Raw genomic sequence first — 20,241 nt, forward strand, 5'->3', positions numbered from 1 at the left:
TATTCTAATTTCATCACAAAATAATACATCGCGGCTGATGAAATCGGTTGGGATTCATCTATTCTTAACCACGAGGGTCAATAGACATTTAATATGCAGTCCGGTCGGCGTCTTGCGAGCATGTATGTTCGGGAAGCTTGGCGGCGCGGTACGCGCCGTGCCGCACTTCTGCGTCTGCGCTTCTTTCGGCATGCAATTCCGGTTCCCGAACGGCTGATCGTCGCGCCGACGGATCTGAGGGGCATCGATTCCCACGTTGCCGACGAGATCATCGACGGCCGGTTTCCGCTCGCCGGCCGGATGCTGGAAACCGGTGGAAAGTCCCCCTTCACGCTCAGTCTCCCGTCGCGCGCCTTCGCGATCCGACTCCACAGTTTCGGCTGGCTTCGGCATATGCGGGCCAACAAGAGCGAGCGCGGCTCGGCCGTCGCCCGCGTGATCGTCGATAGCTGGCTCTCGATCCACGGGAGCCGTATCGAGGGCATCGCCTGGGAGACGGACGTCGTCTCGCAGCGTGTCATTGCCTGGCTATCGCATTCTCCTGTCGTGCTGCAGAATGCCGATCGCGGTTTCTATCGCCGCTTCATGAAGTCGCTCGCCTTTCATATCGGCTATCTGCGCCGCATGGCGCCTTATGCGACCGGCGAGGTCCGATTCCGGCTCCGCATCGCGCTGGCCATGGCCTCTGTCGCCATGCCGGTGCGCGCTTCGACACTGCGGCGGGCAGCCCAGGCGCTCGACCGCGAGTTCGACAGCCAGATTCTGCCGGACGGAGGCCATATCTCCCGCAATCCGCGCATCGGGCTCGAGCTGCTTCTCGACCTGCTGCCGCTGCGCCAAACCTACGTCAATCTCGGCCATGACCTGCCGCAGAAGCTGATTTCCGGTATCGACCGCATGTACCCTGCCCTGCGCTTCTTTCGCCATCAGGATGGGGATCTGGCGCTCTTCAACGGCGCGACATCGACGCTGGCGGACGAACTGATGTCCGTGTTGCGCTACGACGAGACGGCGGGCCAGCCGTTCAAGGCGCTGCCGCATTCGCGCTATCAGCGGCTTGCGGCCGGCAAGACGGTGATCATTGCCGATACCGGCCCCCCCTCGCCCAGCTGCTTCGGAACAGCCCATGCAGGCAGTCTTTCCTTCGAAATGTCCTCCGGCCGCTACCGCTTCATTGTCAATTCCGGATCGCCGAAATTCGCAGGCCAACGCTATGTCCAGATGGCCCGCACTACGGCTGCCCATTCCACGGTGGTGGTAAACGATACGTCCTCCAGCCGGTTTTCCACTTCGCCTTTTCTGGCGCATATGATGACCGAGCCCGTGGAAACGGTTGCTGCCGAGCGGGTGGAGACCGAAGACGGCCGCGAGGGCATCAAGGCGAGGCATGACGGCTATCTCGACACTTTCGGCGTCATTCATGAGCGGGAGCTGACGCTGAACGCGGCCGGCTCGATCGTGACCGGCATGGATCGTTTCGTGACGGATGACCGGTATCACAGCGAAGGCCCGCTGCGGGCGGTTGCCCGCTTCCACATCCATCCCGCCATCGTGCCACGGCAGAACGACACGGAATCCGTGCTGCTGACAGCGCCGGACGGCGAAAGCTGGCTGTTTTCTTCTCCCGGCAACGAAGTGTTGATCGCGGAGGATATTTTCTTTGCCGACAGCGCTGGCATCAGCAGCTCGGACCAGATCGAGATAGATTTCAATCTGGCGGAGAAACCCGAAATTCGCTGGTTTCTGTCACGCAAGGGATAGAGCATTTCCGTCTTCCTTGAATCGCGGCAAGGCTCCGAGTTTCATTCTCACGCAGTTCCAAACGCAAAACCGCGGCACACTTTTGCTGTAATTGCCCCGGCGGCTGTTTGCGTTGGCTCCAAGCTGTGCTAACGCGGCCTCATCAGAACGTCCCTTGCCCGGATGTCTCCCGCCAAGCCCGAACGGAGAAGGTTCATGGCCGTTATTTCCAAGAAAATCCCCGCCCCCGACAAGGTCGAGATCAAGACCGCGCTGCTGTCCGTTTTCGACAAGACCGGCATTATGGAACTTGCCCGCGCGCTTTCGGCGCGCGGCGTGCGACTGCTGTCAACCGGCGGTACCTACAAGGCGATCGCGGCCGAAGGCCTCGCCGTCACCGACGTTTCGGAAGTGACGCAGTTTCCGGAGATCATGGACGGCCGCGTAAAGACCCTGCATCCCAAGGTGCATGGCGGCCTGCTGGCGATCCGCGACGATGCCGAACATCAGGAGGCCATGAAGGCGCACGGCATCGAAGCTATCGACCTGCTGGTCGTCAACCTCTATCCCTTCGAGGACGTGCGGGCGGCCGGCGGCGACTATCCGACGACGGTCGAGAATATCGATATCGGCGGCCCCGCAATGATCCGCGCTTCGGCCAAGAACCATGCCTATGTCACCGTCATCACCGATCCGGCCGATTACGCGGAGCTTGCCGAGCAGCTTTCGGCCGATGCCGGCAAGACGGCCTATGCCTTCCGTCAACGTATGGCAGCCAAGGCCTATGCCCGCACCGCCGCTTATGATGCCGCCATTTCCAACTGGTTTGCCGAAGCCCTTTCCATCGATACGCCGCGCCACCGCACGATTGGCGGCGTCTTGAAGGAAGAGATGCGCTACGGTGAAAATCCGCACCAGAAGGCTGCCTTCTATGTGACGGGTGAAAAGCGTCCGGGTGTCTCGACCGCGGTCCTTTTGCAGGGAAAGCAGCTCTCCTACAACAATATCAACGATACCGACGCGGCCTATGAGCTGGTCGCCGAATTCCTGCCGGAGAAATCGCCGGCCTGCGCCATCATCAAGCATGCCAATCCCTGCGGTGTCGCAACCGGCCCGACACTTCTGGAAGCCTACAAGCGGGCGCTCGCCTGCGATTCCGTTTCGGCTTTCGGCGGCATCATCGCGCTGAACCAGACGCTCGATGCAGAAACGGCCGAAGAGATCATCAAGCTCTTCACCGAGGTTATCATCGCGCCTGACGTCACCGAAGAAGCCAAGGCGGTCGTTGCCCGCAAGCCGAACCTGCGCCTGCTCTCGGCAGGCGGCCTGCCGGATGCGCGTGCGGCCGGCATCACCGCCAAGACGGTTTCCGGCGGCCTGCTCGTCCAGAGCCGCGATAACGGCATGGTCGAGGATCTGGAGCTCAAGGTCGTCACCAAGCGGGCGCCGACGGCTCAGGAGCTCGAAGACATGAAGTTCGCCTTCAAGGTCGGCAAGCACGTCAAATCGAATGCCGTCGTTTATGCCAAGGACGGCCAGACGGCCGGTATCGGCGCCGGCCAGATGAGCCGCGTCGATTCCGCCCGCATCGCGGCGCTGAAGGCCGAGGAAGCGGCCAAGGCGCTTGGTCTTGCCGTCCCGATGACGCATGGTTCGGCAGTCGCCTCCGAGGCCTTCCTGCCCTTCGCCGACGGCCTTCTGTCCATGATCGCCGCCGGCGCGACCGCAGTCATCCAGCCGGGCGGCTCGATGCGGGATCAGGAAGTCATCGACGCGGCAAACGAGCACAATGTCGCGATGGTCTTTACCGGCATGCGTCACTTCCGCCACTGAGGCGGGACAATCGCTCTATTCCCCGGCTTCCGCGGCCGGGGCATGATCAGCTGCGATCCGCCGGATAGGGCGTGCGGATCAGCAGCACCAGGCCTCCGGCCAGGAAGAGGATCAGCGTCGACATGCCGAGATGCGCCGATCCGGTCAAATAGGTCACGATCGAAAACAAAAGCGTTGCCATGAAGCTCGTGGCGCGGCCGGATAGCGCATAGATGCCGAAGTAACGGCCGGCCTCCTCAAGGCTGACACTGCGCGCCAGATAGGAACGTGACGAGGCCTGTACCGGGCCGAAAGCCACACCGATCAGCAGGCCATAGAGGATATAGGCCTTTTCCGCCATCGTGCCGAAAAGGCCGCCGCTGTCGATATTCGAAAGCGGCATCAGCCCGAAGAATGTGTAGCCGGGGCCGGTGGAAATGATGCCGATCGTCGCCAGCAGCAGCAGGGTCAGGCTGATAATGACGGTTGCCTTCGAACCTATTCCCTTATCGACGCGGCCGGCAATCAGGCAGCCGAGGATTGCGACGACATTGAGGATGATCCCGTAAATGCCGATCTCGATCGTCGCCCAGCCGAACATGCCCGCCGCGAAGGCGCCGCCAAGGATCAGCAGGCCGTTGACGCCGTCCTGATAGATCATGCGGGCGATGAGGAAGGTCAGGATGCCGCGGCGCGCCTTCAGTTCACCGAGCGTATTGCGCAATTCCCTGAGACCGAAGCGTACCGCAAAGCCGAAAGGCAGCCCCTTGCGGGCATCCGGCGTGAAGAAGAACATCGGCAGGATGAAGATCAGGTACCAGACGGCCGAAATCGGACCGGTGACGCGCGCATCCTCGCCCGTGTGAGGATCGAGGCCGAACAGCGGATCGAGGCCCAGAATGGTCTTGCCACCTTCCGGGCTGCCGGCCAATAGCGCGACGACGGCAATCAGCACGATCATGCCGCCGAGATAGCCGAGCCCCCAGGCAGTGTTGGAAAGCTTGCCGACTTCATCCTTGCCGACGAGGCGCGGCATCATGGAATCGTTGAATACGATCGAAAACTCCGCCGAGATCGAGGCAAGAATCATGAAGATGACAGGGTAGACAACCGGCGAACCCGGGGCTGCGAACCAGAGGCAGCAGAGGCTGACGATCTTGACGGCCGCGAAGAAGGCGATCCAGGGTTTGCGCGCGCCTGACTGGTCGGCAATGGAGCCCAGAACGGGAGACAGGATGGCGATGATGACCGAGGAGATGGTCGCCATGTTGCTCCACGTCGTCTGCGCGGCGACCGGATCGGCCGTCAGCCGCGAGACGAAGTAGGGGCCGAAAATAAACGTCGTGACCACGGTGAAGAAAGGCTGGGCTGCCCAATCGAAGAGCATCCAGCCCCATATGCCCTTCTCCGTGGCTTTCGGCGGCTGCGTTCCTGTCCAGTCTATGCGATTCAAGCGTCCGCTCCTTTTTGGGGCGGACTGTCTCATCTCGCCCGGTCGCGCGCAAGATCGGTGAGGATGCCTGCGGCAACTGTGATGCGTGCGAGGTTCGGATCGGCGCCGTCGCTGAGGCTAGCGAGCTCCTCGACGATGCGGTTGATGCGCACCCTGTCCTGCGCATGCCAGGCCTGGACCGGCTGCCTTTCCTTGCCGTGATCGGAAAGGGCGGAGATCACGATATCGCGACGGGCGCTGGCGATCTGATCGATACTGCGGGCAAGGGCGAGGTTTTCGTAGTGGTCGGAGGTGACGATGCGGTTGCCCGCGGCAAGCAGCCGGCCGACTCGGAAGGTCTGGGTAACGGCAAAGTAGTTCTCCGCCGCACGCGGCAGCGCCTCTCCGGTGCGGGCAGCGATCTGCATGATTTCAGGCACGAGAGCGAAGGTCGGCAGAGCCGCGATCTCGGCGGCGAGTTTCTCCGGCAGACCGGCCTGCTGGTACTCCTGCTGGCGCGTGGCAACGTCGGATCCCGCCTGATCGGCGAAGGAGGGCCTGAGTTTTTTCAGTGTTGCCTGAAGCCGGCTAATAATTTCGGCCATATCGCCCTTGGTCATGCCGGTTTTGAGCAGCAGGCGTGTCAGCACGGTGAAGCTGTTGCCGATCTCTTCGTAGATGCGGTTCTGAACCTCGCCGGAAACCTTGTTGTCCAGAGCATCCGTTTCGCCCCACAGCCGGTTGAGATCGAAGCCGTCGCGGGCAACGATGGCAGCGCGCACGACTTCCGGAGCAGAGGCTGCGGTCGCGTCCATCATGCTGACGACGAAGCCCGGTCCGCCGCGATTGATCGCCTCGTTTGCGAGCACCGTTGCGACGATCTCCCGTTTCAGCCGGTGGCTGTCGATGTCGGAGGCGTTGGACTTGTGCATCTTCGCCGGGAAGTAATTGAAGAGCGTGTCGACGAAATAGGGATCGTCGGGCAGTTCGCTGGCGATCAGTGCGTCGAAGAGGACGATCTTGGCGTAGGAGAGCAATACGCCGATCTCGGGGCGTGTCAGCGGCCGGCCGGCCGTATAACGTTCGGACAGGGCGGCATCGTCGGGAAGGGTCTCGACCTTGCGGTTGAGCTGTCCGGCCGCTTCCAGCACGCTCATGAAACGGCCGAGTTCCAGACCGTTCGCCGTTCCCTTGCGGGCCGTCAGCGAGATCGCCAGGGATTGCAGGTAGTTGTTGCGCAGCACGAGCGAAGCCACCTCGTCGGTCATGCTGCCGAGAAGCTGGTCGCGCTTGGCGCGGCTGAGCCGCTGTTCGTGCATGGCGTTGGCCAGCGCAATCTTGATATTGACCTCGACGTCGGACGTATTGACGCCGGCCGAGTTGTCGATGGCGTCGGAGTTGCTGCGCCCGCCCTTCAGCCCGTAGGCAATGCGGCCCTTCTGCGTGACGCCGAGATTGGCGCCCTCGCCGATCACCTTGGCGCGCACTTCGTCGGCCGTGATGCGGATCGGATCGTTGGCGCGATCGCCGACGTCCGTATCGGTTTCCGATGCGGCTTTCACGTAAGTACCGATGCCGCCGAACCAGAGCAGGTCGACGGGGCTCTTCAAGATCGCCGTCATGATCTCGAACGGGGTGGCGACCGCCTTGTCGATTCCGATCGCGGCGACGGCCTCCGGCGTCAGCGTGACCGATTTTGCCGAGCGCGAAATGATCATGGCGCCCTTCGAGAGCACGGACTTGTCGAAGTCCTGCCAGCTCGAGCGCGGCAGGTTGAACAGGCGCTGACGCTCGGCAAGCGTCTTGTCCATATCCGGATCGGGATCGATGAAGATGTCGCGATGGTCGAAGGCGGCCAGAAGCCGGATCTTCGGCGACAGCAGCATGCCATTGCCGAAGACGTCGCCGGACATGTCGCCCACGCCGGCCACCGTAAAGGGCGTCGTCTGGATATCGATGTCCATTTCGCGGAAATGGCGCTTTACGGTCTCCCAGGCGCCGCGCGCGGTGATGCCCATCTTCTTGTGGTCGTAGCCGGCCGAGCCGCCCGAGGCAAAGGCGTCGTCCAGCCAGAAGCCGGCTTCCTGGGCGAGCGCATTGGCGGTGTCGGAGAAGGTTGCCGTGCCCTTGTCGGCGGCGACGACGAAATAGGGGTCATCGCCATCGAGACGAACCGTATTGTCCGGCGGGACGATATCGGCGCCGGAAATGTTGTCGGTAATGGACAGCAGTGTGCGAATATAGGTCTTGTAGGCTTCCCGGCCCGCATTGAAGATTTCCTCGCGGCTGCCGCCGACCGGCAGCTTCTTGGGATAGAAACCGCCTTTCGCGCCGACAGGCACAATGACGGCATTCTTGACCTGCTGCGCCTTGACGAGCCCCAGAACTTCGGTGCGGTAGTCCTCGGCACGGTCCGACCAGCGCAGGCCGCCGCGGGCGACGCGGCCGAAACGCAGATGGACACCTTCGACCTCCACGCCATAGACGAAGATTTCACGGAAAGGCTTCGGTTCCGGCAGGCCATCCGCCAGATGCGGGTCGAGCTTGAAGGCGAGCATGGCCTTCGGCGTTCCGTCGGCATTGCGCTGGAAATAATTGGTGCGCAGCGTCGCATCGACGATGTTGACGTAGCGGCGCAGGATGCGGTCGTCATCCAGGCTCGGCACGTCGGCAAGCTTGGCCTCGATTGCCTCGTGCAGTTCGGCGAGCTTCCTGATCCGCACCTTTTCCGTAAGCTTGGTATCGAGCGTGTCGTGGAACAGGCGGAAGATCGAGGCCGCGATGACGGGGTATTTGTCGAGCGTCGTGGCGATATAATCCTGCGAATAGGCAATGCCGGTCTGGCGCAGATAACGCGCATAGGCACGCAGCACATTCACCTCGCGGGCGGAGAGGCCAGCCGAGAGGATCAGCCGGTTGAAGCTGTCATTGTCGATCGTGTCGCTGAAAGCGGCGACAAAGGCTTCTTCGAGCGGTGCGCCAAAACGTGCGAGGTCAATGTCCGCACCGCTGCGGGCCTCGAGTTCCATATCGTGCAGCACGACCATGTTGATGGCGCCGTCGGCGGCCGGAACTTCGATATCGAAGGTCCGTTCGCTCAGGACGTTGAAGCCGAGGTTTTCCAGGAGAGGCACGCGGCGCGACAGCGGCAGCTGCTCGCCGGAATGGAAGATCTTCAGCGACAGGATGCGGCCGCGTTCATCGTCCTGGCGATAGTAGAATTCGATGCGGATCGGCTCGCCGGCGGCACATGCGGCAATGTCGGGCAGATCGCCGACCGCCTCATCCGGCGTGAAGGCTTCCTGGAAAGCGTTGCTGACGCCGAGCTTCGGCGCCTTGGGGCCGGCAAGCATCTCGAAGCGACTGTCCCAGCGCGCGGTGATCTGACGGATCGTTCCCTCGAGCTTGGCCTGTTGGATACGCGGTGTCTTGCCGCCGGAGCGGCCGATGATGAAGTGCACACGCGCCACGCCGCCTTCCGGAAAGGCCGGATAATAGGCGGAAACGCGGCCGTCATAGACGGTCTTCAGATAGGCGCCGATGCGCTCCCGCACGGTCGAGTCATATTCCTCACGCGGCACGAAGACGATGACGGAGACGAAACGGTCGAAATGATCGATGCGCGGCAGCACGCGCACGCGCGGCCGGTCGGTGAGGTCGTTGATCTGCTCGGCAAAGGCGGCGAGCAGCGGCGTGTCGATCTGGAAGAGGTCGTCGCGCGGATAGGATTCCAGCGTATTGTCGAGCATGCGCCCCGAGTGGCTCATCGGGTCGAAGCCGAAATGCTCCTTCACTTTTTCGATCTTGGACCGCAGCAGGGGAATTTCACTGGCAGAGGAAGTGTAGGCGGTCGATGTGAACAGGCCGACGATGCGCAGTTCGCCGGTCACATTGCCCTGCGCATCGAAGCGCTTGACGCCGACATAATCCATGTAGGCACGGCGATGGACGATCGATTTCACATTGGCCTTGGTGACGATCAGAAAGTCCGGGCCATCGAGGAAGGCCAGGATTTCCGGCGTCGTCGTCACCGCGTCCTTGCCGGTGCGCAGAACAAGAACCTCGGGATTGGCAAGAATGCCGAGACCCGTTCCCTTGTCGCGCTCCACCTTCGCATCCGGTCCCTTGCCGGAATAGACGTAGTCGCGCATGCCGAGGAAGGTGAAGTTCTCGTCACGCAGCCAGGTGAGAAACGCGACCGCCTCGTCGCGGTCGGCCTTCTTGCGGCTGGCATTGTAGTTCGAAAGCTCCGCAATCACTTCATCGACGCGCGCAAGCATCGGCTTCCAGTCGGAAACGGCAAGCTCCACCTGCTCAAGCACTGCCTTGATCCGCTTGATCAGGTCGGCGGCCTGAGAGGGGCTTAGCGGCGAAATGTGAAGCTGGATGTGGCTGACCCGCTTTGCCGGGTCGCTCGGCACATCGGCGGAATAGAGTTCCGGAGCCTTGCCGTCTTCCAGGATCAGGATCGGGTGGACCGCCATGAAGATGTCGCGATAGGTGCTGGTCACCTCGCCCATGACGGATTCGTAGAGGAAGGGCTTGTTGTGATCCGTCACCGAGAGGATGGAGACGACAACGCCATCGGGTGTGACATCGGCAACAGTGTCGATGCTGACACGCGGCGTCTTGCCGTTCCAGGCGGCAAGCTCGGATGCCGAGTGTACGGCGGAAAGCGCAAGCATTTCCGGGGTGTAGAGCTCAAGATCGTCGCCGCTTGCCCGGCCGAAGAGAATTTCGGGGTCGAGATGGGGTTCGCCGGTGGCGGCGGCGATCTTGCGCGCGCTCTCGATCTGCTTTTCCCGTTTCGGATTGTTTCTGGTAGCCATGAATCATCCCCCCGATTGTTTTGATGTGGGCAAGTTAGCAGAAGGTTCTTCGAAAGAATCTTTAAAAGAGGGCTCCGAAAAGCAGTTTTCGTGCTTTTTTGGCCATGTTGGCGAGAGATTTCGAAAGTTTTTGGGCCGTCTGGCGCCGGTGCGAGAGGAGGTCTCCTTATCCGGCTTTTGTGTCCCGCCGCACATTTCCACGCTCGCGTGAAGAATGGTTGACAGCGGCTCGTCAAAAAGATCATCAACGGCGGTCGAAATTCGGATTCGGATGCCATGTCGGAAAACGCAGCAGGGGCAGTTATCGTCATTTCCAGCCATGTGGTGCGCGGATCGGTCGGAAACCGCGCCGCGGTCTTCGCGCTGGAAACGCTCGGCCATCAGGTCTGGGCACTGCCGACGATCGTGCTGCCCTGGCACCCCGGCCACGGTCGCTCGACACGGCTCACCTTTGCCGAAACCGATTTCGAGGCGGCGATCGACGATCTCATCCGCGCGCCGTGGATCGGCGAGGTCAAGGCCGTGCTGTCGGGCTATTTCGGCAATGCCGCGCAGGCGCGTTCCGTCGCGAAACTCGTTGCGTCCCTGCGCGAGAGGAATCCGGAACTGCTCTATGTCTGCGATCCGGTGATGGGCGATCTCGGCGGCCTCTACGTGCCGGAAGCGACAGCCGAGGCAATCCGCGACCATCTGATACCGCTTGCTTCGCTTGCGACACCCAACCGCTACGAACTCGCGTGGCTGTCGGGCGCGGCGCTCGACGACAACAATGCGGTCATGGAGGCAGCGCTTTCGCTCGGCCCCTCGCGCATGCTCGTCACATCGGCGGTGCCGATGATGGCGGGCGGTACCGGCAATCTCTATCTTTCCGGAAAACATGCGCTGCTTGCCGAGCATCGTCTTGTCGAGAACCCGCCGAACGGCCTCGGTGATCTGCTTGCCGCCCTTTTCCTGTCCCGCCTGCTCTCGGGCATGGAGGACGAAAAGGCGCTGCAGCTGGCGACCGCCAGCGTGTTCGAAGTGCTGGCGCGCGCCGTCAAGCGCGGCAGCAACGAGCTGATGCTGGCAAGCGATGCCTCCAGTCTTTCGACACCGATGGCGATGGTGCAGATGCGCCACCTCGTCCATCCCGCTCAACGGCGGAAAAAATAGGTTTCGTGCTTTTGCAGTGCAGCAGTTGATCTTGGGTCCGTCGCGCGCTAATCCAATGGCATGTTGAGCTTTCCCAACTCCCTGCTGGACGGTTATCGCAATTTCATGAGCGGGCGCTATGCCGATGCCCGCGACCGGTATCGGCAGCTTGCCGAAAACGGGCAGAACCCGACGACGCTCGTTATTGCCTGTTCCGACTCGCGCGCGGCACCAGAGCTGATCTTCGATGCCGGGCCGGGTGAGCTCTTCGTCATCCGCAACGTCGCCAATATGGTGCCGCCCTATGAGCCGGACGGTCATTTCCATTCCACGTCGGCGGCGCTCGAATTTGCCGTGCAGGCCTTGAAGGTCGAGAATATCGTGGTCATGGGCCACGGCCGCTGCGGCGGCATCCGCGCCGCGCTCGATCCCAATGCCGAGCCTTTGTCGCCTGGCGACTTCATCGGCCGCTGGATGTCGCTGGTGCGACCTGCCGCCGAACAGATCGGCAGCAACGACGTGATGACGCCGGCCGAACGGCAGACCGCGCTCGAACGTGTCTCCATCCGCAACTCGATCAACAATCTCAGGACTTTTCCGGACATCAAGGCATTCGAGGAAGAGGGGAAGCTGCAGCTTCACGGCGCCTGGTTCGACATCTCGACCGGTGAGCTCTGGGTGATGGATTCCGAGACACTGGATTTTATCCGTCCCGAAATCTAGGGATAGACCGCTTTATCAGTTTTTTAGGATATTCCACTACGCTCGCCAGCAGGCAGTATATGCGCGTGGATCAATCATGAATTTCGAAGCGGTGAAATTCAAGAATATCAGAAGGGCAGTGCTGGCCGCCATTCTGCTGCCGTTCGTTTTCATGATTGCCGAGGGAGTGGTGTTGATCCGCTCCTCGCTCACGCAGTACCGCGCGCTCGAAAATGACCATCTCTTTGCCGATGTTCTTGCCCGCGGAGGGTCGATTGCCGCCAATCAGATTCTGGCGGAACTCGTCACCACGCGAACCTACATCAACAATCCCGACGCGACGACCAGGGCTGCGATGCTGGAAAGGCGCAGCGCTCTCGACATGGAACGCGCGCATTTCAACGCCAGTCTTCCAGCCGCCGAAGCGCTGGATGTCGGCCTGCGGTCGCAGCTTTCCAATCTTCGCCTCGCCTATAGCCGCATCATCGCCGCACGCTCGGCGGTGGATCAGGGTTATTACGGCAAGGGCGGCAACCCCGTTCATATCTATGGACAGGCCGGATTAAAACAGCTTGGGCTCGTCGAGTCGCTGTCGCTGCGCATCCACGATCCCGTGTTGATGCGCAAATCCAGCGAGCTGATGAGCATCCTGCTCAGCTATTACGGCGAGCGGCTGATCGGCAATCTCGGCCAGCGCTATCTCGACCGGACCGATTTTTCCGCCATGTCGCACGAGCAGCTCGTTCAGGGCCAGATGATGCTCGGCAACGGTATGGATCGGCTACGCTTCCATTCCTCTTCGCCGGTCGTGCGGGACATTCTTGCTTACAGGGCGCAGGCCGACGAAGTCTGGGCCGATACCTTCACACAGGCCATGGTTTCCGGGGCGCTGCGGCCGGATAAGGCGATCCGGGACAAATGGATCGGCATCCAGAACGCGCGTCTGAGCTTTCTGCGGCAGAAGATCGATTCCGTCACCACCGATATTCATGTGACCGGGCAGGCGTTGTCGATGCGCTCGCATGTTCACATGACGATCGTGCTCGCTCTGTCGTGCGGCCTGGTCCTGCTCGTTGCCCTTATTGCGGCGCTTGCGGTGCGGGGCATCCGTCTCGTCGCCCGCGTCACTGAAGAGCGTGAACTGCTCATCAAGGAGTTGCGCAATGCTGCCCAGACCGATCTTCTGACGGGTCTTTACAACAGGCGTGGCTTCGAGGCTGCCGCTTTGGCGCTTCTGATGCAGGCCAAGTATGGGTCACGCTGGATTTCGGTCGTGCTGTTCGATCTCGATCACTTCAAGAAAATCAACGACATGCACGGCCATGACGCCGGCGATATCGTGCTGAAACGCGTCGCCGGCATCGCACGCGAGACCTTCCGTTCCTTCGACCTGCTGGTGCGCCACGGCGGCGAGGAGTTCATGGCGCTGCTGCCGGATTCGACGCCTGAAGATGCAGCCGTCGTTGCCGAACGTGTCCGGTCGGCCATCGAAGCGGCGGAAATCGAACTGCCGGGTGGCGAGATTCTGCGCGTAACGGCGAGTTTCGGCTGCGCGGGACGTGCGAACGCGGCCAGCAATCGCAATTTCGAAGATCTGGTAAAGCGCGCCGATCTTGCGCTCTATGCCGCCAAAGCCTCGGGGCGCAATTGCGTCGTTGCCGGACCGGTCGTTCCTGCTACAGGCCAGGAAGAGCGGCGCAGGATGGCCGCTGGATCCCACGAATCCCGCCTGTGAAAAAAACGCCGCATTCGCATGCGGCGTTCCAATCACGTCCTATCGTACGTCTTTTCAGCCGCCGTCGATCTGCTGACCGATATAGGCGATTGCCTCCTGGTAGACCGTTGCGGCATTCCAGCCCTGGATGGCGACGAAGTTCGGCTCGCCCGGCTGGTAGCCGGCGCCGGCGCGCCAGCCGTGACCCTTGAGGAAATTGGCCGTCGAAGCCAGCGCATCGGCGCGGGAGCCGACCATATCGACGCGTCCGTCACCATCGCCGTCGGCGCCGTAGCGCACGACGTTGCGCGGCAGGAACTGGGTCTGGCCGATTTCGCCGTGGGCGGCACCTCGGGCCTGCGGGCTGAGATAGCCCTCCGAAACGAGCTGCAAGGCTGCGTAAAGCTGGTCGGTGAAATATTCCGAGCGGCGGCAGTCATAGGCGAGGGTAGAGACTGCGGACAGCGTATGCTGGTTGCCCATATAGCTGCCGAAGCCGGTTTCCATGCCCCAGATGGCGATCAGCGGGCCGGCCGGAACACCGAAGCGGCGCTCGATCGAGGCGAAGAGAGCCTGGTTGGCGGCCTTCATCGAGCGGCCACGGGAAATAACGGCGGCACCGCCGCGCTTCTTCATGAAAGCGTCGAAGGACAGCTTGAAGCTCTTCTGGCCGCGGTCGGCCGAAATTGTCGGCTTGTTGTAGCTGACATTGGCGAAGGCACGGGTGAGAACCGACTGGCTCACGCCATTGGCCGCCGCCGTCTGCTTGAAATCGGCGACCCAGGCTTCGAACCCGGCACTGGTATTGCCGCATTGGGCACCCTGCGCGAACGCCGGTACCGCGTGGAGGACGCCCATTGCCGCGGCGGCCGCCAGAAAGAATTTTGTCATGCGCATGGAGAAACCCCGCTCTCGATCTGCATAGCTTTTAAGCCGGGCAAGAGAATGCCAGCCGTCGGCGATTTTGTCACGATCACCTTTTAGCGAGCGCTTATACGGCAGTATTTGCCCGAAAAAGCCCCGCTCGTCGAGCAGGGCTTTAGCATATTATGGTTTACAAATGGTATCACGCTGCCTGCTTGCGCGGCTTGACGAGGCCGCGGTTGATGAGCAGCTCGGCGATCTGGATGGCGTTGAGGGCCGCACCCTTGCGCAGGTTGTCGGAGACGACCCACAGGTTGAGGCCGTTCTCGACCGTTGCGTCCTCGCGGATGCGCGAGATGTAGGTCGCGTCCTCGCCGGCAGATTCATAAGGCGTGATGTAGCCGCCGTTCTCGTGCTTGTCGATGACGAGGCAGCCCGGTGCTTCGCGCAGGATATCGCGGGCCTGATCGGCGGTGATCTCGTTTTCGAATTCGATATTGACCGATTCCGAATGGCCGATGAAGACGGGAACGCGGACCGCGGTGCAGGTCACCTTGATCTTCGGATCAAGCATCTTTTTCGTCTCGGCGAGAACCTTCCATTCTTCCTTCGTGTAGCCGTCTTCCATGAAGACGTCGATATGCGGAATGACGTTGAAGGCGATGCGCTTGGTGAACTTCTTATTCTCGATCGGATCGGCAACGAAGACGGCGCGCGTCTGGTTGAAGAGCTCGTCCATGCCTTCCTTGCCGGCGCCGGAGACGGACTGGTAGGTCGAGACGACGACGCGCTTGATCTTGGCGAAGTCGTGCAGCGGCTTCAGCGCGACGACGAGCTGGGCGGTCGAGCAGTTCGGATTGGCAATGATGTTGCGCTTGGTGAAGGAGGTGATCGCGTCCGGGTTTACCTCCGGAACGATCAGCGGCACGTCGGCGTCGTAGCGCCAGGCCGAGGAATTGTCGATGACGACGCAGCCCTGCTGGCCGATCTTCGGGGAGAAACGCTTGGAAACCTCGCCGCCGGCCGACATCAGGCAGATATCGGTATCGGAGAAATCGTAGTTCTCCAGGTTGGCGACCTTCAGCGTCCGGTCGCCATAGGATACCTCGGTGCCCTGGGAGCGGGCGGAGGCGAGCGCTACGACTTCATCGGCCGGAAAACCGCGCTCGGAGAGGATGTTGAGCATTTCCCGCCCGACATTTCCGGTCGCTCCCGCGACTGCAACTTTGAAACCCATTTCTCAAGCTCTCTTTCTCTTCTCTCCTCTTGTCCGGTGAGGGGGGAAGCGCGCCATTGTCGCGGCTTCCTGTCCCCGGCCGGGCCGGGGAGAGAGCGGCAGGCCAGAGACGTCAGACGGTTTTCGTCGTCGTTTTGGCCTTGGTTTTGGAAGAAACCGGAACGGCAAGATCCAGCCCGGCATCTTCTGCCAGGTCATTGCGCTCAGCGATGGTGTGCTGGTGGCGAACCATGGATATTCCTTTTCCGTCGTTGCTCATAAGAGGTTTTCCACAGGAGTCAAGGTTTTTGCGCGTGCGGCGCGAGCAGGGGAAGGGCGTCGCAATGCTGCGGCCTTTTGTCATCCCTCTGTCATTGCCGGGGGGTATCCCCGACCCGTTGTAATGACTGCAACGAAAAACGGGGGTTTTTCCATGCGTATGCTTCTCGCCGCCTTTGCGGCCACCACGATTCTCGCCGGCGCTGCCCAGGCAGCTTCGATCTATCCGCTGGATCGTGCCACGATTCTTGCCGGTTCACCGTTCGACTTCAAGGTCGAGCTTTCCAAGCAGGTCAAGCCGGAAGACGTGAAGATCACGGTCAACGGCCAGGATTACAAGACTGTCCTCGGGGGCGAGGCGCAGTTCATCGAGCTGGAAAAGGGCAAGGACGACAAGGCTCTCGGCTCCGCTCTCCTGCTGCGCGGCCTGAAGATTTCCGCTCCGGGCACCTACAAGGTCGAAGTTGCCGCCGGCGATGAAAAGAAGGCCGTGACCTGGGAAGTCTTCGGCACTTCCGCACAGCCGAAGGCCAAGAACATCATCTTCTTCCTCGGCGACGGCCTTTCCGTCGCTCACCGCACCGCCGCCCGCATCATGTCCAAGGGCATGACCGAGGGCAAGGCGAACGGCCGTCTGAACATGGACGACCTCGACCATATGGCCTTCATCGGCACGTCGGCGACCGATTCGATCACCACCGACAGCGCCAATACCATGTCGGCCTATATGACCGGCCATAAGGGCGCCATCAACTCGCTCGGCGTTTATGGCGACCGGACTCTCGATACGCTGGACGATCCGCGTGTCGAAACCCTCGGCGAGGCCCTGCGCCGCCAGACCTCCAAGTCGATCGGCATCGTCACGACTTCCGAATTGCAGGACGCGACGCCGGCTGCCGTCGTCTCCCACACGCGCCGTCGCGACGATAAGGCCGAAATCACCGGCATGCTGTTCGACGTGAAGCCGGACGTCGTCCTCGGTGGCGGCTCGGCCTACTTCCTGCCGCAGGCAACTGCCGGCTCGAAGCGCAAGGACGACAAGGACTATGTCAAGATGTTCCAGGACGCCGGCTACAAGCTCGCGACCGACAAGACGGAACTTGCAGCCGCTGCCGGCGCCAACCAGGACAAGATCCTCGGCCTGTTCCATACCGGCAACATGGACACGACGCTCGATCGCGAATTCCTGAAAAAGGGTACGGTCGGCAAGTTCCCGGCCCAGCCCGGCCTCGTCGAGATGACCAAGGTCGCGCTCGACAAGCTCTCGAAGAACCCGGAAGGTTTCTTCCTGATGGTGGAGGCCGCCAATATCGACAAGATGACCCACCCGCTCGACGGTGAACGCGCTGCCGTCGATACGATCGAGTTCGACAAGGCCATCGGCCTGGCAAAGGAATTTGCCGCCAAGAACCCGGACACGCTGATCGTCGTCACCGGCGACCATACGCACGGCATCACCATCGTCGGCACGATCGACGATACGATCGAAGGTACGGAGATGCGCGAGAAGGTCGCGGGCCGCAGCTTCACCAACTATGTCGATGCCAACAATGACGGTTATCCGGACAGCGTCGACGTTTCCAAGCGTCTGGCCCTGTTCGTCAGCAATTATCCCGACCACTACGAAACCTTCCGCCCGAAGCTGGACAATCCGTACACCCCGGCCATCCAGAACGAGAAGAAGGACTACGTCGCCAACGAAGCCTATAAGGACGTTCCCGGCGCCGTCTTCGTTCCGGGCAACCTGCCGAAGAACGCCGCTTCCGGCGCCCACACCGTCGACGACGTCGTGCTGCAGGCGACTGGCCCCGGCTCCGAAGGCTTCAAGGGCTACATGGAACAGAGCGACGTCTACCGCGTCCTCGCCGATACCTTTGCCCTCGGCGCCAAGCAGACGAACTAACAGCCTGCATCCGGGGTCGCTTGCCGGCCCCGGACTTTTCGTCGATCCTCAATCCCGGCCGCCATGCGGCCGGGTATCCGTTTCCGGAGATCGCCATGGAAAAGCTCTCTTTGCTGCATGTCAGCCGCCGTCGCCTTATCGGCGTCATGGCTGCGCTTCCCTTTGCCGCTGCCCGGCCCGTTCTTGCCGATGATTCCTCGATCAGTTTCGATGAGCTCTACGGAAAGTTCGGCGTGCTCGGTCTCGAATTTTCCGACAAGGTCAAGCGCCTTGCCGGGAAGGATATCAGCATCAAGGGCTTCATGGCGCCGCCGCTGAAGGCCGAAGCACAGTTCTTCGTGCTCACCGAAGTGCCGATGTCACTCTGCCCCTTCTGCTCTTCGGATGCGGATTGGCCGGACAATATTGTCGTCGTCTATCTCGGCGAGAAGCAGACATTCGTACAGCCGAGCCAGACGATCGAAGTGCGCGGCACGCTGGAATACGGGTCGTGGAAGGACCCCGAAACCGGGTTCGTGAGCCTGCTGCGCATTCGCCAGGCCGAATATTCCACCGTTTGAGCACCGATGCTGGCTCTTGAAATCGAACATCTGGCCGTAAGGTTTTCCGGCCTCTCGTCGCCGGCGCTGGCGATCGATCATTTGTCGATCGCTGCCGGCAGCCGGATCGCGGTAACCGGAGCCTCCGGTTCCGGAAAGAGCACTTTCGTCAACGCGATCACCGGCCTGGAACGGGTCCGCGAAGGCCGTATCCGCTGGAACGGCGAGGATATCGCCGCGCTCTCCGAAAGTCGCCGTGACCGTTTCCGGGCTGCCAATATCGGACTGGTCATGCAGGAGTTTCACCTTTTTCCGGGCCTTTCGGCCGCCGAAAACGTGCTCTTGCCCGCGCGTCTCGCGCGCGCCGCGACATCGGCGATCATCGAGCGCGCTCACCATCTCCTTGAGATCGTTGGGCTTGAGCGCGCCGGGCAGAGGATCGAAACCATGTCGCGCGGCGAGATGCAGCGCGTGGCGATTGCCCGGGCGCTCCTGCGCAAACCTGGCGTCATCGTCGCCGACGAGCCGACCGCCAGCCTGGATGCCGAAAGCGGCGAGGCCGTCGGCGACCTGCTGCTCGACCTTGCGGTGGCCGAAGGCAGCACCCTGATCGTCGTGTCGCACGATCCTCGCCTTGCCGGCCGCCTCGATCGCCGCCTGACGTTCCGTTCCGGCCACATCGTCGACGATTCCGCCATCAGGGGAGCGGCAGCATGATCCGCTTCATCCTCGCCGATCTGCGCCGCCTGTGGGCCGGTTCCGTCGTCGTCGTCCTGCTGGTGGCGCTTGCCACGGCGCTTGGCGTTTCCGTCATCCTGCAGGAGCGGGCGCTTCGCCTCGGCAGCGCACGGGCGGCCGACAGGTTCGATCTCGTCATCGGTGCCGGCGGCAGCGAAACCCAGCTCGTGCTTTCGTCCGTTTTCCTGCAGCCGTCCGCGCTGCCGCTGATGTCCGGCGACGTTCTGGCCAGGCTTGCCGCCGATCCGCGCGTCGAATGGGCCGCTCCTGTCGGCTTCGGCGATTCCTTCTCCGGCTATCCGATCGTCGGCACGACGAGAGCGCTGACGGAAACGATTTCCGGCGGGTTCTTCGAGGGCCGGGTTTTTACCAGCGAGGGTGAGGCCGTCATCGGCTCGAGCGTCGACCTTGCCATCGGCAGCGAGATCAAGCCGATGCACGGCGCGGTCGATACCGGCGGCCATACCCATACCGAACTTGCCTATCACGTGACCGGGCGCCTGTTGCCGACAGGCACGGCATGGGACCGCGCCATTCTGGTTCCGATCCAGGCCGTCTGGCATATTCATGGACTGGAAGCGGGCGAAGAGCATGAGCATGAGCATACCGCGGAAGCGGATCGTCCTGAGGGGGCCGTACATGCGGAAGGCGCCGAGGAGGATGCCGACCATCATGCCGAAGCTGATCCGCATGCCGGCCTGAACGAGAACTGGACCACGCAAACGCCGGGCCTCCCGGCAATCCTCGTCAAGCCGAAGACGATTGCCGATGCCTACAAGCTGCGGCAGGACTATCGCGACGGCACGACGATTGCCGTCTTTCCGGGCGAGGTGCTGACCAACCTCTACGCGACGCTCGGCGATGCCAAGCAGATTCTCGTTGCCGTCGCCTCCGGCGCGCAGGGGCTCGTTGCCGCCTCGCTGATCCTCGTGACCGTTATCCATATCGGCCAGCGCCGGCGGCAGATCGGCGCGTTGCGCGCTTTCGGCGCTCCCCGCGGAGCGATCTTCGGCATTGTCTGGCTGGAGTTCTTTATCCTGGTCGCTGCCGGGGTCGGGCTCGGCTTTGCACTCGGTTATGGCGCGGCACTCGTTCTTTCCGGCTTCTTCTCGCAAAGCAGCGGCGTCAGCCTGCCGGTTGGTTTTGCACGCGAAGACGTAGCGCTTGCAATGATCCTTCTCGCCTTTACCGCCGCTCTCGCTGCCTTGCCGGCAGTGCTCGCCTACCGCCAGCCTCCGGCCCAGGCTTTGCGGGGGTGAGGATTGCCGGTTGCGCCGCGGAACCGTGCGGCTGCCGCAATCCATGCACAAAAATTAGACTAAAGTCATAATCCCAAAGCATC

14 protein-coding genes are annotated in these 20,241 nt (G+C 61.9%); 9 read left to right on the plus strand and 5 right to left on the minus strand.

Annotated features, from left to right (window positions below; all coding sequences use genetic code 11):
• Positions 1-93 precede the first annotated feature (93 nt).
• Together ACU8HS_RS09370 and purH are read left to right on the plus strand one after the other, a co-directional pair.
• A complete protein-coding gene (locus ACU8HS_RS09370) occupies positions 94-1,761 on the plus strand; it encodes a heparinase II/III family protein (RefSeq protein WP_112702753.1) in 1,668 nt (555 codons plus the stop codon).
• Between the two features lie 195 nt (positions 1,762-1,956).
• Positions 1,957-3,573, plus strand: a complete 1,617-nt coding sequence (purH, locus tag ACU8HS_RS09375) for a bifunctional phosphoribosylaminoimidazolecarboxamide formyltransferase/IMP cyclohydrolase (RefSeq protein WP_113413178.1) — start codon at positions 1,957-1,959, stop codon at positions 3,571-3,573.
• A gap of 46 nt (positions 3,574-3,619) precedes the next feature.
• Here the strand turns inward: purH and ACU8HS_RS09380 are convergent, their stop codons facing one another.
• On the minus strand, positions 3,620-5,038 hold the full coding sequence (locus ACU8HS_RS09380) for an MFS transporter (protein ID WP_113413179.1): 1,419 nt from the start codon (positions 5,036-5,038) through the stop codon (positions 3,620-3,622).
• The gene (locus tag ACU8HS_RS09385) at positions 5,035-9,813 is read right to left on the minus strand and encodes an NAD-glutamate dehydrogenase (protein WP_447015800.1); all 4,779 of its coding nucleotides are present in this window, start codon (positions 9,811-9,813) and stop codon (positions 5,035-5,037) included. The genes ACU8HS_RS09380 and ACU8HS_RS09385 overlap by 4 nt, the downstream gene beginning before the upstream one ends.
• Positions 9,814-10,089: 276 nt before the next feature.
• Between ACU8HS_RS09385 and pdxY the strand changes: the two genes are divergently transcribed.
• From pdxY to ACU8HS_RS09400, 3 genes are all read left to right on the plus strand, one after another.
• The gene (gene pdxY / locus ACU8HS_RS09390; protein ID WP_113413181.1) at positions 10,090-10,965 is read left to right on the plus strand and encodes a pyridoxal kinase PdxY; all 876 of its coding nucleotides are present in this window, start codon (positions 10,090-10,092) and stop codon (positions 10,963-10,965) included.
• Between the two features lie 60 nt (positions 10,966-11,025).
• The gene (locus ACU8HS_RS09395) at positions 11,026-11,667 is read left to right on the plus strand and encodes a carbonic anhydrase (protein WP_447015801.1); all 642 of its coding nucleotides are present in this window, start codon (positions 11,026-11,028) and stop codon (positions 11,665-11,667) included.
• Positions 11,668-11,758: 91 nt separating this feature from the next.
• The gene (locus ACU8HS_RS09400) at positions 11,759-13,381 is read left to right on the plus strand and encodes a GGDEF domain-containing protein (RefSeq protein ID WP_447015893.1); all 1,623 of its coding nucleotides are present in this window, start codon (positions 11,759-11,761) and stop codon (positions 13,379-13,381) included.
• Positions 13,382-13,435: 54 nt separating this feature from the next.
• Here the strand turns inward: ACU8HS_RS09400 and ACU8HS_RS09405 are convergent, their stop codons facing one another.
• From ACU8HS_RS09405 to ACU8HS_RS09415, 3 genes are all read right to left on the minus strand, one after another.
• Positions 13,436-14,257: a lytic murein transglycosylase gene (locus tag ACU8HS_RS09405; protein ID WP_112755984.1), complete on the minus strand. Its 822-nt coding sequence runs from the start codon at positions 14,255-14,257 to the stop codon at positions 13,436-13,438.
• Between the two features lie 169 nt (positions 14,258-14,426).
• Positions 14,427-15,461, minus strand: a complete 1,035-nt coding sequence (locus ACU8HS_RS09410; protein ID WP_112562517.1) for an aspartate-semialdehyde dehydrogenase — start codon at positions 15,459-15,461, stop codon at positions 14,427-14,429.
• 112 nt (positions 15,462-15,573) lie between these two features.
• The gene (locus ACU8HS_RS09415; RefSeq protein WP_447015802.1) at positions 15,574-15,804 is read right to left on the minus strand and encodes a hypothetical protein; all 231 of its coding nucleotides are present in this window, start codon (positions 15,802-15,804) and stop codon (positions 15,574-15,576) included.
• Positions 15,805-15,873: 69 nt separating this feature from the next.
• On the opposite strand from ACU8HS_RS09415, the gene ACU8HS_RS09420 reads away from it, so the two are divergent.
• From ACU8HS_RS09420 to ACU8HS_RS09435, 4 genes are all read left to right on the plus strand, one after another.
• A complete protein-coding gene (locus ACU8HS_RS09420) occupies positions 15,874-17,622 on the plus strand; it encodes an alkaline phosphatase (RefSeq protein ID WP_112702747.1) in 1,749 nt (582 codons plus the stop codon).
• A 95-nt stretch (positions 17,623-17,717) separates the two neighbouring features.
• Positions 17,718-18,182: a hypothetical protein gene (locus ACU8HS_RS09425; protein ID WP_112756282.1), complete on the plus strand. Its 465-nt coding sequence runs from the start codon at positions 17,718-17,720 to the stop codon at positions 18,180-18,182.
• A gap of 6 nt (positions 18,183-18,188) precedes the next feature.
• Positions 18,189-18,878 carry an ABC transporter ATP-binding protein gene (locus ACU8HS_RS09430; protein ID WP_447015803.1) on the plus strand — a complete coding sequence of 230 codons (690 nt, stop codon included), beginning with the start codon at positions 18,189-18,191 and terminating at the stop codon, positions 18,876-18,878.
• Positions 18,875-20,158, plus strand: coding sequence for an ABC transporter permease (locus tag ACU8HS_RS09435; RefSeq protein WP_447015804.1), 1,284 nt, complete (start codon positions 18,875-18,877; stop codon positions 20,156-20,158). The genes ACU8HS_RS09430 and ACU8HS_RS09435 overlap by 4 nt, the downstream gene beginning before the upstream one ends.
• The last annotated feature ends 83 nt before the right edge of the window (positions 20,159-20,241 follow it).

The sequence above is a fragment of the Rhizobium sp. KDH_Rht_773_N genome (assembly GCF_052946295.1).